Source organism: Streptantibioticus cattleyicolor NRRL 8057 = DSM 46488, from assembly GCF_000240165.1.
GTDB classification, from domain to species: domain Bacteria; phylum Actinomycetota; class Actinomycetes; order Streptomycetales; family Streptomycetaceae; genus Streptantibioticus; species Streptantibioticus cattleyicolor.
In genome coordinates, this window is sequence record NC_017585.1 from 1,168,473 (window position 1) to 1,182,550 (window position 14,078).

General features: G+C 73.7%; 14 protein-coding genes. 8 read left to right on the forward strand and 6 right to left on the reverse strand.

The genetic code is table 11. The features are described 5' to 3' along the window. Window positions 1-73: 73 nt before the first annotated feature. Window positions 74-1,516, forward strand: a complete 1,443-nt coding sequence (locus SCATT_RS32870) for a glutamate decarboxylase (RefSeq protein ID WP_014151032.1) — start codon at window positions 74-76, stop codon at window positions 1,514-1,516. Window positions 1,517-1,552: 36 nt separating this feature from the next. Here the strand turns inward: SCATT_RS32870 and SCATT_RS32875 are convergent, their stop codons facing one another. The 3 genes from SCATT_RS32875 to SCATT_RS32885 all read right to left on the reverse strand — a co-directional run bounded on the left by SCATT_RS32875 (window position 1,553) and on the right by SCATT_RS32885 (window position 3,992). Beyond that, on the reverse strand, window positions 1,553-1,798 hold the full coding sequence (locus SCATT_RS32875; protein ID WP_014151031.1) for a DUF5133 domain-containing protein: 246 nt from the start codon (window positions 1,796-1,798) through the stop codon (window positions 1,553-1,555). Between the two features lie 187 nt (window positions 1,799-1,985). Beyond that, window positions 1,986-3,092 carry a glutamate--cysteine ligase 2 gene (locus tag SCATT_RS32880; RefSeq protein ID WP_041823909.1) on the reverse strand — a complete coding sequence of 369 codons (1,107 nt, stop codon included), beginning with the start codon at window positions 3,090-3,092 and terminating at the stop codon, window positions 1,986-1,988. 93 nt (window positions 3,093-3,185) lie between these two features. Beyond that, window positions 3,186-3,992 (reverse strand): sulfite exporter TauE/SafE family protein, encoded by an 807-nt coding sequence (locus SCATT_RS32885; protein ID WP_014151029.1) that lies wholly within the window; start codon window positions 3,990-3,992, stop codon window positions 3,186-3,188. Between the two features lie 91 nt (window positions 3,993-4,083). On the opposite strand from SCATT_RS32885, the gene SCATT_RS32890 reads away from it, so the two are divergent. From SCATT_RS32890 to SCATT_RS32920, 7 genes are all read left to right on the forward strand, one after another. After that, window positions 4,084-4,878 carry an AraC family transcriptional regulator gene (locus SCATT_RS32890; protein ID WP_014151028.1) on the forward strand — a complete coding sequence of 265 codons (795 nt, stop codon included), beginning with the start codon at window positions 4,084-4,086 and terminating at the stop codon, window positions 4,876-4,878. A 170-nt stretch (window positions 4,879-5,048) separates the two neighbouring features. Further along, window positions 5,049-5,615, forward strand: a complete 567-nt coding sequence (locus SCATT_RS32895; protein WP_014151027.1) for an Rv1733c family protein — start codon at window positions 5,049-5,051, stop codon at window positions 5,613-5,615. Window positions 5,616-5,783: 168 nt separating this feature from the next. Further along, window positions 5,784-8,165, forward strand: coding sequence for a carbamoyltransferase HypF (hypF, locus tag SCATT_RS32900; RefSeq protein ID WP_014151026.1), 2,382 nt, complete (start codon window positions 5,784-5,786; stop codon window positions 8,163-8,165). A 20-nt stretch (window positions 8,166-8,185) separates the two neighbouring features. Then, a complete protein-coding gene (locus SCATT_RS32905; protein WP_014151025.1) occupies window positions 8,186-8,512 on the forward strand; it encodes a HypC/HybG/HupF family hydrogenase formation chaperone in 327 nt (108 codons plus the stop codon). After that, window positions 8,509-9,639 carry a hydrogenase formation protein HypD gene (gene hypD / locus SCATT_RS32910; RefSeq protein ID WP_014151024.1) on the forward strand — a complete coding sequence of 377 codons (1,131 nt, stop codon included), beginning with the start codon at window positions 8,509-8,511 and terminating at the stop codon, window positions 9,637-9,639. Before SCATT_RS32905 ends, hypD begins: the two co-directional genes overlap by 4 nt. Further along, window positions 9,632-10,708: a hydrogenase expression/formation protein HypE gene (hypE, locus tag SCATT_RS32915; protein WP_014627004.1), complete on the forward strand. Its 1,077-nt coding sequence runs from the start codon at window positions 9,632-9,634 to the stop codon at window positions 10,706-10,708. Before hypD ends, hypE begins: the two co-directional genes overlap by 8 nt. Before the next feature lie 195 nt (window positions 10,709-10,903). Continuing rightward, a complete protein-coding gene (locus SCATT_RS32920; RefSeq protein WP_014151022.1) occupies window positions 10,904-11,398 on the forward strand; it encodes an inorganic diphosphatase in 495 nt (164 codons plus the stop codon). A 15-nt stretch (window positions 11,399-11,413) separates the two neighbouring features. Here SCATT_RS32920 and SCATT_RS32925 read toward each other — a convergent pair whose 3' ends face one another. From SCATT_RS32925 to SCATT_RS32935, 3 genes are all read right to left on the reverse strand, one after another. Then, window positions 11,414-12,190 (reverse strand): amidohydrolase family protein, encoded by a 777-nt coding sequence (locus SCATT_RS32925; RefSeq protein WP_014151021.1) that lies wholly within the window; start codon window positions 12,188-12,190, stop codon window positions 11,414-11,416. Next, window positions 12,187-13,179, reverse strand: coding sequence for a DMT family transporter (locus tag SCATT_RS32930; RefSeq protein WP_014151020.1), 993 nt, complete (start codon window positions 13,177-13,179; stop codon window positions 12,187-12,189). The genes SCATT_RS32925 and SCATT_RS32930 overlap by 4 nt, the downstream gene beginning before the upstream one ends. A 177-nt stretch (window positions 13,180-13,356) precedes the next feature. Then, entirely contained in the window at window positions 13,357-13,848 is a 492-nt protein-coding gene (locus SCATT_RS32935) for a YbaK/EbsC family protein (protein WP_014151019.1), read from the reverse strand. Window positions 13,849-14,078: the final 230 nt, after the last annotated feature.

A 14,078-nucleotide genomic window follows, 5' to 3' on the forward strand; every position in this document is an offset into this window, starting at 1 on the left:
TTTCGACCGTCACCGACGGGTACGTGTGCACGGTCCGCGCCGCCGCGGACCCGAGCTTAAGGAGTCACCGAGCATGCCGCTGAAGCACCCGCACCACCAAGCGGACCACCCCGGCCACGGCAACCGGGACATCGAGGTCAACCCCATCTTCGCCCGCGAGCCGCTGAGCGTCCCGCGCTACGCGCTGCCGTCCGGCGAGATGGAGCCGGAGACCGCCTACCAACTCGTCCACGACGAGCTGATGCTGGACGGCAACGCCCGCCTCAACCTGGCCACGTTCGTCTCCACCTGGGCCGAGCCGGCCGCGCTGCGGCTGATGTCCGAGTGCGCCGAGAAGAACATGATCGACAAGGACGAGTACCCGCAGACCGCGGAGCTGGAGAACCGCTGCGTCCACATGCTCGCCCGGCTGTGGCACGCGCCGGACCCGCGGCACGCGGTCGGCTGCTCGACCACCGGCTCCAGCGAGGCCGCCATGCTCGGCGGCCTGGCGCTCAAGCGCCGCTGGCAGCACCGCCGGCGCGCGGAGGGCAAGCCGGCCGACCGGCCCAACCTGGTGATGGGCGTCAACGTGCAGATCTGCTGGGAGAAGTTCGCCGACTACTTCGAGGTCGAACCGCGCTACGTCCCCATGGAGGGCGACCGCTTCCACCTGGACGCCCGCCACGCGGTGGAGCTGTGCGACGAGAACACCATCGGCGTCGTCGCCGTCCTCGGCTCCACCTTCGACGGCTCCTACGAACCCGTCGCCGAGATCGCCGCCGCCCTCGACGACCTCCAGCGGCGCACCGGCCTGGACGTCCCCGTCCACGTCGACGGCGCCTCCGGCGGCATGATCGCCCCGTTCCTCGACCCCGACCTGGAGTGGGACTTCCGGCTGCCCCGGGTCGCCTCGATCAACACCTCCGGCCACAAGTACGGGCTGGTGATGCCGGGCGTCGGCTGGGCGCTGTGGCGGGACGCCGACGCCCTCCCGGACGACCTGGTGTTCCATGTGAACTACCTCGGCGGCGACATGCCGACGTTCGCCCTGAACTTCTCCCGCCCCGGCGCCCAGGTGGTGGCCCAGTACTACAACTTCCTGCGGCTGGGGTTCGACGGCTACCGCCGCGTCCAGCAGACCTGCCGGGACGTCGCCACCTCCCTGGCCGCCCGGATCGCCGAGCTGGGCCCGTTCGAGCTGATCACCGACGGCAGCGACATCCCGGTCTTCGCCTTCCGGGTCCGCGACGAGGTCGACAACTTCACCGTCTTCGACGTCTCCGCCGCCCTGCGTGAACGCGGCTGGCTGGTGCCCGCCTACACCTTCCCCAAGAACCGCACCGACCTCGCCGTGCTGCGCATCGTGGTGCGCAACGGGTTCAGCCACGACCTCGCCGACCTCCTCCTGGCCGACCTGCGCCGGGTGCTGCCCCGGCTGGAGAAGCAACCGGGGCCCTACCGCAGCGAGGAGGACGCCGGAGGCTTCGCACACGGCGCCGAGACCAAGAACCCGCGCCACCCCGGCCGCCATTGAGCCACCGGCGGCACGGTCACGCCGCCGCGGCCGGTGTCACGCCGCGGCCGGCGGCGTGACCGGGCGGGCGGCGCCGGCCGGCGGGTCGGCGAGCAGCCGGCGCGCCACGGCCTTGGCCGCCCCCGGCTCGGTCGTGGCGGTGGACACGCACAACGTGTAGGCGGTGTCCTCCAGTTCGCGGCGCAGCTGCGGCGAGACCCGTTCGCCGGACCGGGCCCGGGCCTCCAGGCTCTCGTAACGATCGAGGAGCTTGCGCAGCACGACCGGGTGGGGCTTGAGCACGTGTTCCACTCCTTCTCGTCGGGTGAACGGACGGCGGGGCCAGGTCACACGGCGGCCCGGGGCCGTCGGCGGTGAGGGTGGACGCCTTCCGTCCGGCACCGGGTGCGAACGCCCACGGTGCGAACCGCGTCTACCCGCTCACGGACGTTCAAACCACCCCAGTGGTCAGCGTCACATCGGGTGCGTATCACAGCGTTCCGGACGCGTCCTGGGTCCGCCGGACGCACTCGGCGACCACCTCGCGCAGGCTGCCGGTGCGCCGCAGGATCTCCCGTTGCACCCGGGCCCCGTTGCCCCGGCGGGCCAGCTCGTCCAGGCCCGCCGTGACGAACTCCAGGTCGCCGTCGGCCGCCAGCGCCGCGCGGACGTGGTCGAGCAGGGCGTCCAGCACCTCCCCGGCGGGCGCGGGGCGCCGGGTGACCGGATGCACCAGCGTGTCGTCGAGCCCGGAGCGCGCCGCCCGCCACGCCGCCAGCCGCAGCAGCGCCACCGGGTGGTCCGGCGGCGGCGTACCGTCGCGCCACTCCCGCGCCGCGGTCTCCACCAGACCCCGGGCGAGCGCCGCCACCAGGGCGGTGGTGGACGCGTCCAGCGGCACGTCGGCCACCCTGACCTCCACGGTCGGGTAGTTGCGGGAGAGCCGGGCGTCGAAGTAGACCATGCCCTCGTCCCGCAGCACCCCGGTGGCCAGCAGATCGTCCACCAGCCGGTGGTATCTCCCGGCGTCACCGAAGAGCTCCGCGGGCCCCGCCGACGGCCAACGCCCCCACACCCGGCTGCGGTAGCTGTGGTACGAGGTGTCACCGCCCTGCCACAACGGCGAGTTGGCGCTGAGCGCCAGCAGCACCGCCAGCCACGGCCGGATCCGGTCCAGGACGGCGACCCCCTCCTCGTCGGAGCCGACCGAGACGTGCACATGGCAGCCGCAGGTGAGCTGTTCCTGTGCGGTGAGGCCGAAGTGCTCCTCGATCCACCGGTAGCGTTCACCGGTGCCGAGCGCCGGGCCGGCCGGCAGCGGACTGGTGGCCAGCGCCGCCACGGTGGCCTGTGCCTTCTCGGCGTGCCGGGCGGCCTCGGCCCGGCAGCGCACGATCTCGGCGGCCAGTTCCCGCAGGTCCGTGCAGGGGTGGGTGGCGAACTCCAGTTGCTGTTCCTGGAGTTCGCGCTCGAAGGTGTCGCGCGCCTCGCTGCCGTCCCGGGCGGCGAGGGCGAGCACCGCGGCGGAGACCGCCCGCGGCTCGCCGGTCGCCGGATCCACCAGCAGCAGTTCCTCTTCCACCCCGACACTGCGCACCACGGTCACCCCTTCCCGAGCGTCCCCGGCCCGAACCGTCCGGGGAACGCACGCCTGCCCGGGAACCCCGTGGGCAACCCCACCACGTACCGGTCAGATCCCGGTGGCCGCCATCACGACCAGCACCAGCACCAGCAGGGCCACGTAGGCCACCGAGTGGACGCGGTCCGGGACGCGGCCCACCACGCGCCGGGCCACCGCGATGGTGGGCAGCGATCCGCACCACAGCGCGGCGCAGGCCAGCAGGTCGACGTAGCCGAGGCGGCCCGGATGCGCCGGCACGTGCGGGGCGAGCGCGTACACCAGCGTGCCGGCCACCGCCACCGGCACGCTCAACGGGTTGGCCATCGCGGTGGCGTCGGCCATCGGCAGCCCCCGGCGGCGCAGCAGCGGAACGGTCATGACACTGCCGCCCACCCCCAGGCACGAGGCGACCACCCCGATCCCGACCCCGCCGAACGTGGTGGTGGACCGGCCGAGCGGCCTCGGACCCGAGCGGTCCGCGACCGACAGGAAACCCTTGCGCAGCACGCTGTCGGCGATGGTCACCAGCAGGTAGAGCGCGAACAGCACCCGCAGCGCGGTGCCGCCGATCGACGTGGCCGCGAACGACCCGGCCACCGCGCCCACCGCGACGAACGCCACCAGCGGCCACACGTACTCCCGGCGCAGCCGCCCCTGGCGCCCCTGGGCCACGGTCGCCGTCACCGAGTTCACCAGCATCACCGCGGTCGACGTCGCCACCGCCACATGCATCGCGTCCGCGCCGCGACCCGCCGTGACGGTCAGGAAACCGTAGACCACCGGCACCGTCACGAAGCCGCCGCCGAAGCCGAAGACCACCGTCGTGACACCGGTCAGGCAGCCGAAGAACAACAAGGTGAGGAACGAGATCAGCACCCGGTCGACGCTACGGGCGCCGACCGATGGCGGGCAATCGATCCTTCGCCAGCTTCTTACGCGCAGCGGACAGAGCGCGTACGGTGGTGCCGTGCGCAACATCCCCCTCGCCGAGGTGGACGACCTCGACCGCGCCGTGCTGGCCATCGCCACCGACTACCCGCCCGAGCACTTCCTCCCGCGCCACGAGCACCGCCGGGCCCAGGTGCTCTACGCCGCCACCGGCGTCATGCGGGTGGAGACCACCGACGGCACCTGGACCGTCCCCACCGACCGCGCCGTCCTCATCCCGCCCGGCACCAGACACCAGGTCACCATGACCGGGGTGACCACGTGCAGCCTGTACATCGAGGCGGGCGCCGTGCCCTGGTTCCCCGCGCGCTGCCGGGTCGTCGAGGTCTCCGCCCTGCTGCGGGAACTGGTCCTCGAAGCGGTCGACATGGCACCCCGCTACCCCCCGCACGGCCGCGACGCGACCCTGGCCGCCCTCGTCCTCCACGAGCTGAGAAGCCTCGCGCCGCTCCCCCTGGACCTCCCGCTCCCCGCCGAACCACGGCTGCGCCGGCTGTGCGACGCCTTCCTGCGCGCCCCCGACATCCACGACCCGCCCGCCCGCTGGGCCGGCGCCCTCAACGTCAGCGAACGCACCCTGGGCCGGCTGTTCCACCGGGGCACCGGCCTGGGGTTCGCCCAGTGGCGGCAACGCGCCTGCGTCCTCCACGCCGTGCAGCGGCTGGCCGCCGGCGAACCCGTCGGCCGGCTGGCGGCCACCCTCGGCTACGAGAACCCCGCCGCCTTCACCGCCGCCTTCAAGACCGTCCTCGGCCGCCCGCCCTCCGCGTACAAGGCCCCCGAGCACCCCGTCGGCCGTGCCGCGCCCGGCTGACCCGGCACCAGGCCCGAACGTCCCCTCCGCACGGGCCCGTCGGCCCTGTGCCCGGCCCGCTCCCGTCCGCCATGGTGGGGCCACGGCACGACACCACCACCGAAGCGACCCGTTACCGTGACCCACCGGCGGCGCGGCAACGGGAACGACCACCAGGAGGTGCACGTCGGATGCGTAACCGCGGACCCCGGCCCGGCCGGGACGGCAACCCGCTGCGGCGCCCCGTCGACCGGGCCCGCGCCCGGCTCGCGCCGGCCACCGCGGCGGGCGGTGTGCTCGCCGCGGTCACCGCCGCCGTGGTCGCCGTCGCCGCCCACCGCGCCGGGACCGACGCCGCCCGCCGCACCGCCGCCCACCGCCACCAGGTCACCGCCATCACCCTCCCGGTGCCCGGGGCACCCCTCGCCGGCCACGTCCCCGTACCGGCCCGCTGGAGCTACCCCGCGGGACACCCGCACACCGGCCACGTCCGGGCCCTGGCCACCACCGCCGTCGGCACCCGGATCCCGCTGTGGGTCGACGACTCCGGCGACCCCGCCCCGCCCCCGCCGACCCCCGGCCGGATCACCGGGGAGGCCGTCGACGCCGCCCTGGCCGCCCTCACCGTCGCCGCGCTCGTCGGCACCTGTGTCCAGGCCGCCGTACGCCGCCACCTCGACGCCCGGGCCGCCGCCGGGTGGGCCCGCGACTGGGAACGCGTCGAGCCGCACTGGTCCGGCCGCTCCCGTTCGGCGTGACCGCGCCGACGCCCGCACGGCCCACCCCGACGGGGCCACCGGGGCGAAACACCGCGCCCGGCCCTTCCGCCTCCCGCCGGGCACCCGCACCGGACGCATAGCGTGAGCCGCCGTGCACCCAACCCCGCCACACGTGAGCCGCCGTACCGCGCCGTACCCCCGCACCGCATGACCGCCGGGCTTCCCGAACGGGCGGACGCCTGCCGCCGCCGGGTCAGCGTCCACGGCACCGTGCAGGGCGTCGGATTCCGGCCGTTCGTCCACCGGCTCGCCGGGGAACTGCGCCTCGCCGGCTTCGTCCGCAACGGCGGCGGACGCGTGGTCGCCGAGGTCGAGGGGGACCCCGGCGCCGTCGCCGAGTTCTGCCGCCGCGTCCGCGAGGAGCCGCCACCGCTGGCCGAGGTGCGGCAGGTCGCGATCGAGCCACTGGAACCGCTCGGCGCCCGCGGCTTCTCCATCCAGCACTCACAGGCCGCCGCCGGCCCCTCCGCACCCCTCCCGCCGGACACCGCCACCTGCGACGACTGCCTCGCCGAACTGACCGACCCGGCCGACCGCCGCCACCGCCACCCCTTCATCACCTGCACCCACTGCGGCCCGCGCTTCACCATCGCCGCCCGGCTGCCCTACGACCGGGCCACCACCACCATGGCCCGCTTCCCGATGTGCGCCGACTGCGCCCGGGAGTACGCCGACCCGCGCGACCGCCGCTTCCACGCCCAGCCCATCGCCTGCCACGCCTGCGGCCCGGTGCTGCGTTTCACCCCGGCCGACGGGACCCGGGCCGAGCCGGCCGAGGCGGCGAAGGCGCTCACCGCCGCCCGCCGATGGCTGGCCCGCGGGGCGATCCTCGCCGTCAAGGGCGTCGGCGGCTACCACCTGGCCTGCGACGCGGCCGACGAGGCGGCCGTGACGCGGCTGCGCGCCACCAAGGAACGCGGCGGCAAACCCTTCGCCGTGATGTGCGCCGACCTGACCGCCGTGGCCGCCCTCGCCCACCCGACCCCGGCCGAACGCGCCGCCCTCACCGGCCCCGGCCGGCCCGTGGTACTGCTGCGCCGCGCCGCCGGGGCCGCCACCGGCCTCGCTCCCGCCGTCTGCCCCGGCAGCCCGGACATCGGCGTCATGCTGCCGTACAGCCCGCTGCACCACCTGCTGTTCGGTCTGCCGCCCGACCCGCCCGGGCCCCGGACCCTCGTCATGACCAGCGGCAACCGTTCCGGCGAACCCATCGCCACCGACGACGCCGACGCCCGCGCGCGGCTGACCGGGATCGCCGACGCCTTCCTGTGGCACGACCGCCCCATCGAGACACCCTGCGACGACTCGGTGGTACGGGTCCGCGCCGACGGTGAGGAGGTCGTGCTGCGCCGCTCCCGCGGCTACGCGCCCGCCCCGGTCGACCTGCCGTTCCCGGTGCCGCCCGCCCTCGCCTTCGGCGCCGACCTGAAGAACACCCTGTGCCTCGCCGACGGCCGCCAGGCGTGGCTCTCCGCGCACCTCGGCGACCTCGGCGACTACGCCACGCTGCGCGCCGCCGAACACGCCCAACGCCATCTCACGGCGCTCACCGGCGTCCGCCCCCGGCTGCTCGCCGCCGACCCGCACCCCGGCTACCACTCGACCCGCCGGGCCCGCCGCCACGCGGCCGGCGCCGGACTGCCGCTCCTGCTCGTCCAGCACCACCACGCCCACGTCGCCTCCCTCATGGCCGAGGCGCGACTGGCCGGCACCGCGCCCGTCATCGGGGTCGCCTTCGACGGCACCGGCTACGGCGACGACCACGCCGTATGGGGCGGTGAGGTGCTCCTCGCCGACTACACCGGCTACCGCCGCCTGGCCCACCTGACCTACGTACCGCTGCCCGGCGGCGACTCCGGCGTGGCCCACACCCGCCGCATGGCCCTGGCCCACCTGCGGGCCGCCGACGTCCCCTGGGACCCCGCACTGCCCTCCGTCGCCGCCTGCGATCCCGGCGAACTGCGCCTGCTGGAACGGCAGTTGGAGCGCGGCGTGGGATGCGTGGCCACCTCCAGCATGGGCCGCCTGTTCGACGCGGTCTCCTCGCTCGCCGGGATCTGCCACGAGGCCGGCTACGAGGCGCAGGCCGCCGTCGAACTGGAGGCCGCCGCGATCACCGCGTGGCCGGCGGAGACCGGAAGCTACACCTTCGCCGCCCGGCGCGAGGCCACCTCGGCGGCGATCGGCCTCGATGCGGCCCCCGTGGTCCGCGCCGTCGTCGCCGACCTGCGCGCCGGCGTCCCGGCGCCGGTGATCGCCGCCCGCTTCCACCGCGCCGTCGCCGCCGCCGTCGAGACGGTGGCGGTACGCGCCCGGGAGGAGACCGGCGCCGCCGTGGTGGCCCTCACCGGCGGTGTCTTCGCCAACGCGCTCCTCGACGAGGAGTGCGCCCGCCGGCTGACGGCGGCCGGCTTCCCGGTGCTGCGCCACCGGCGGGTGCCGCCGACCGACGGCGGCATCGCCCTGGGCCAACTCGTCGTCGCCGCCCGCCGGTCCGGCGACGCCACCACGGGGGCCGGCCACCGGTGACAGACGAATCGGAGGACTCCATGTGCCTGGCGGTACCCGGAAAAGTGGTCGACGTCGGCGAACGGGACGGCGTCCGCACGGCTCGCGTCGACTTCGGCGGAGTGGTCAAGGACGTGTGCCTGGCCTACCTGCCCGACGTCGAGGCCGGTGAATACGTCATCGTCCACGTCGGCTTCGCGCTGCAACGGCTGGACGAGGAGTCCGCCCTCGCCTCGCTGCGCCTCTTCGCCGAACTCGGGCTGCTGGACGAGGAGTTCGGCGACCCCTGGCAGCGGGCGGCGGCGGAGGCGGGGGTGGCCGGGTCGGCACCGGCAGCCACCACGACGTCCCGGGAAGGCACGCGATGAGATACATCGACGAGTTCAACGACCCCGCCCTGGCCCGCGCGCTGCTGGCGGACATCCGCGCCACCGTCACCCGGCCGTGGACGATGATGGAGGTCTGCGGCGGCCAGACGCACTCCATCATCCGGCACGGCATCGACCAGCTCCTCCCCGACGAGGTCGAACTCGTCCACGGCCCCGGCTGCCCGGTGTGCGTCACCCCGCTGGAGATGATTGACAAGGCGCTGGCGATCGCCGCCCGCCCCGAGGTGACCTTCTGCTCCTTCGGCGACATGCTGCGCGTCCCCGGCACCGACGGCGACCTGTTCCGGGTGCGCGGCGCAGGCGGTGACGTCCGCGTCGTCTACTCCCCGATGGACGCGCTCGGCCTGGCCCGCCGCCACCCCGACCGGCAGGTCGTCTTCTTCGCCATCGGCTTCGAGACCACCGCCCCCGCCAACGCCATGGCGGTGCACGAGGCCAGACGGCTCGGGGTGCGCAACTTCAGCCTGCTCGTCTCCCACGTCCGCGTCCCGCCCGCCATCGAGGCCATCATGACGGCACCCCGCTGCCGCGTACAGGCGTTCCTCGCCGCCGGCCACGTGTGCAGCGTGATGGGCACCGGCGAATACCCCTCCCTCGCCGAACGGTTCGCGGTGCCCCTCGTCGTCACCGGCTTCGAACCGCTCGACATCCTGGAGGGCGTCCGCCGTACGGTGCGCCAACTGGAGCGCGGCGAGCACCGGGTGGAGAACGCCTACGCCCGCGCGGTGCGCCCCGAGGGCAACCCGGCCGCGCTGCGCATGGTGCGGGAGGTCTTCGAGGTCACCGACCGGGCCTGGCGCGGCATCGGCACCATCCCGGACAGCGGCTGGCGGCTGCGGGACGCGCTGCGCGATTACGACGCCGAGCACCGCTTCGACGTCGGCGCGGTACGCACCCGTGAGCCCGCCGTGTGCCGCAGCGGCGAAGTCCTCCAGGGACTGATCAAACCGCACGAGTGCGAGGCGTTCGGCACCACCTGCACCCCGCGCACCCCGCTGGGCGCCACCATGGTCTCCAGCGAGGGCGCCTGCGCCGCCTACCACCTCTACCGGCGCCTGGCCCCCCAGGAACGCCCGGCCGCCGAGGAGGGCGTCACCATTGGCTGACACAACATCACATACCGTCCCGGTCGACCCCACCGCGTGGTCGTGCCCGGTGCCATTGCGGGATCACCCGGTGGTGGTGACCGGACACGGCGGTGGCGGCGCGCTCTCCGCCGAACTCACCGAACACCTCTTCCTGCCGGCGTACGGCAACACCGTGCTGGCCGCCATGGCGGACTCGGCGACGGTCACGCTCGGCGGGGCACGGCTCGCCTTCTCCACCGACTCCTACGTGGTGCGCCCGCTGTTCTTCCCCGGCGGGAGCATCGGCGACCTGGCGGTCAACGGAACCGTCAACGACCTGGCGATGAGCGGGGCCCGGCCGGCCTTCCTGTCCTGCGGGTTCATCCTGGAGGAAGGCGTCGAGCTGTCCGTGGTCCGGCGGGTGGCCGAGGCCGTCGGAACGGCCGCCGCCGCGGCCGGGGTCCAGGTCGTCACCGGTGACACCAAGGTGGTCGAGGCCGGCCACGGGGACGGCGTCTACCTCAACACCTCCGGCATCGGACTCGTCCCCGAGGGCGTGGCCCCGTGCCCCCAACGGGCGGTCCCCGGCGATGTGGTGATCGTCAGCGGCCCGGTCGGGGCGCACGGCATCGCCATCATGAGCGTGCGCGAGGGGCTGGAGTTCGGCGCGGACGTCGTCAGCGACACCGCACCGCTCGGCGGACTGGTCGAGGCGATGCTCGCGGTCGCCCCCGATCTGCACGCCCTGCGGGACCCGACCCGGGGCGGACTGGCCACCTCGCTGCACGAGATCGCCACCGCCTCCGGCACCGGCGTGGAGATCGTGGAACGCGACGTCCCGGTGCCCGACGCCGTCTCGGCCGCCTGCGGGTTCCTCGGCCTCGATCCGCTCTACGTGGCCAACGAGGGGCGGCTGGTCGCCTTCGTCCCCCGCGACCGGGCCGACGCCGTGCTGGCCGCCATGCGCGCCTACCCCCACGGATCCGGCGCCGCCGTCATCGGCGAGTGCGTGGCCGACCACCCGGGTCTGGTGGTCGCCCGCACCTCACTCGGCGGCACCCGGGTCGTCGACCTCCCGCTCGGCGAGCAACTCCCGCGCATCTGCTGACCCCCGAGATCGCGTCAACGTCACCGCCCCGGCCATGGTGGTCGCCCTGGAGGCCGGGCGGGGTCGCGGGCTGACGTCCCGTCACCGAAGACGGCCGGTTCCGCACTCCACCGGGTGCTTCCGGCACCGCCGCAGGACTGGTCGCGATCCGGCCTGGGCACACTGACCGGACACCCCGCCCTCAAGGAGGAGGACGTGACGGAGTTCGACGTGATCGTGGAGATCCCCCAGGGGTCCCGCAACAAGTACGAGATGGATCACCGACTGCACCGGATCCGCCTCGACCGCATGCTGTTCACCTCGACCAAGTACCCGGCGGACTACGGGTACGTCGACGGCACCCTCGGCCGCGACGGCGACCCGCTGGACGCCCTCGTCACGGTGGGGGAGCCGACCTTTCCCGGCTGCGTGATCCGGTGCCGGGCGATCGGGATGTTCGTCATGACCGACGAGAAGGGACCCGACGAGAAATTGCTGTGCGTACCCGCCCGTGACCCGCGGTACGCGCACGTCAAGGAGATCACCGACGTACCCGACTTCGACCGGCTGGAGATCACCCACTTCTTCGAGGTCTACAAGGACCTGGAACCCGGCAAGTCGGTGGAGGGCTCGCACTGGGAGGGTCGCGAGAAGGCGTACGCGGAGATCGAGGCGTCCCGGCTGCGGGCCGCCTCGGGTACCGAACGGTAGCCGCGCGTCCGGCCGTTACCCGTCCACCCCGTAGAACGCCATCGCGTTGCCGTACAGCGCCTTGCCGGCCCACTCCTCGCCCAGCGCCTCACGCACCACGTCCACGTCCGCGTCGGCGAAGGGGCGCGGGGCGCGGGTGGAGGGCAGGTCGGTGCCGAACATCAGGGCGTCGGGGTTGACCCGGGCGACGGCACGCAGCGTCGCGGGGACGTCGAGGTCGCCGCGGCCGAAGCCGGTGGCCTTCACCCGGGCCCCGCGTTCGACCAGTTTCAGCAGGTCGGGGGTGCCTTCGGCGGTCAGGCCCAGGTGGTCGACGCTGAGCCGGGGCAGGGTGGCGAGGCGGTCGGCGAGGTCGGGGAGGCGGCGGGCGTCCAGGTACACCTCGACGTGCCAGCCGGCCACCGCCGCCGCCCGGTGGCCGAGGGCGACCAGCGCGTCGAGGTCGTGCTCGCCGCCGCGGCGCAGGTTGAAGCGGACCGCGCGCACCCCGGCCGCGTCCAGCTCGGCTATCCGCTCCTCCCCGGTGTCCGGCGGGAGTTGGGCCACCCCGACGAAGCCGGGGCCGAGCCGGTCGAGGGCGTCGAGGAGGTAGCTCTGGTCGTACCCCTGGAACGAGCCGGAGACCACGGCCCCGCCGGTGACCGGCAGCGCGGCGGTGCGGGCGCGGTAGTCGGCCACCGTGAACGGCTCCGGGCGGTACCCCTGGTTGGCCACGAGCGGGAAGCGGGGGTCGATGATGTGCAGATGGGCGTCGAAGATCCGGGAACCGGTCCCGGCCGTACCGTCGGTCATGCCACGTCCTTCTTCCGGGTGATCGTGCTTTCCGCCTCCACCAAGGGCCGGTCGGCGGCGGGGGCCGGGGCCGGGGCGCGCCCCTCGAACTGCCGGCCGACCACCGCGGCCAGCACGATCAGCGCGCCGCCGAGGCCCTGGAACGCCCCCAGCCCCTCGTGCGCGGCGACCACCGCGAAGAGCGTGGCGAAGAGCGGCTCGGTGGCCAGGATCAGCCCGACCCGGGTGGAGCTCGACTTGCGGGCCGCGCGCAGCTGGACGAAGAACGAGTAGGAGGTGCCCAGCACCCCGAGGTAGCCGATGAGCAGCCAGTTCCCGCCGCTGACGGTGCCTGCGTCCCGCCACACCGGGGAGCCGCCGACCACCGAGGCACCCGTGGCCAGCAGGCAGACCACGCAGAACTCCACCAGCGTGAGGTTGGACAGCGACTGCGGCCGGCCGGAGTTGTGCCGGCCGAACAGGGTGATCTGGGTGGCCCGGACGAAGGCGGCGCCCAGGATGATCAGGTCGCCCGGGTGCGGATGGAGACCGTCGGAGAGGAGCAGCAGCCCGCATCCGATCAGCGCGGTCACGGTGGCCCCGTAGACCACCGGGGACTGCGTGCGGCGGCTGATCACCCGCTCCAGGACGGGCACCAGGATGACCGAAACGGTGATGAGGAAGCCGGAGTTGGCGGCCGAGGTGTGCTTCACCCCGACGGTCTCCAGGATCAGGATGCCGAACAGCAGCGTGCCGAAGCCGATCCCGGAGAGCAGTTCGGAGCGGGTCAGGTTCCGCAGGGTGGGCGCGGCCATCAGGGCGATGGCGGGGATGGCGGTCAGGAACCGCAGGGCCAGGAAGCTCGCGGCCGGGACGGCACGGCCGACGTCCTGCATGACGACGTAGCTCGATCCCCAGATGACCGCGACCACCAGGACCGACAGATCGGTGAGGAGTACGCCGCTCCCGGCGGGACGGGCGCCCGGTACGTGTGACCGCTGCGCTGACACAAGGGTCCTCCGGAGGATGAGGTGGGGGGAGGGACCACCATGCCCATGGTGTCAGCACAGTGGCATCTGCTGCCAGTTTACTGAACACCATGGGCATACCGGGCCACCTCCCGTGACCGACCGATCAGTTCCGGCCTACCGGGACGGGGTGCCCGGGGACCCGCGGAGCCGCGGGGGTCAGCCGGTCGCGGCGATCGGCTCGGTCCGCGGGTCGGTCAGGGTGAGGTAGTCCTTCGTCCGCAGCGCCATGGAACGGTCCAGGCGGGCCGCGTTGAAGTAGATCTCCTCCTTTTCCAGCAGCGACGGATCGACGATGAGTTCGAGGTCGGGGTGGAACGAGAACGGCAGGATCGTGCCGGCCACGCTGCCCGCCAGACGTTCGGCGATCTCCGGCGTGGCGAACGATACGTAAGTGCCGCCGAAAAGGCTCTTGATGCCGTTCAGGTCCACTTTCGCATCACCGGGGACCACGGCCAGCACGTATTTGGTGACCTTCTTTCCGATCTTGACCATGACCACGATGCATTTCGCGGCCTCGGAGACGTCGTTGCCGCGCATCGGGCTGACGATCTCGGTCCGCCCCTCCGGTGGATGGTCGATCAACCGGTACTGGGCGCCGCGACTGTCGAGAAAGTCGATGAGCTTGTCGTATGTGCTCTCGGTTTCCATGAACACCTCTCAGCCGCCGTGCCGGCGGTCGGTGGGAAGCTCGGAGACGGTGAGTGTAGCCGTCCCGGAAGGGGTGTCCGAAAGCGCGTTGTGACGACGGGTCAGACGGTCTACGACTTTTGACGCACCCGTGGTGTGCCGTCGGCTCCATTTCCCTGACCGCCACCTCCACCTAGGGTCGGTCGGACCGGGCCGCCGGTGCCGGAGGAGGAAGTCGCCCACCGCACCGC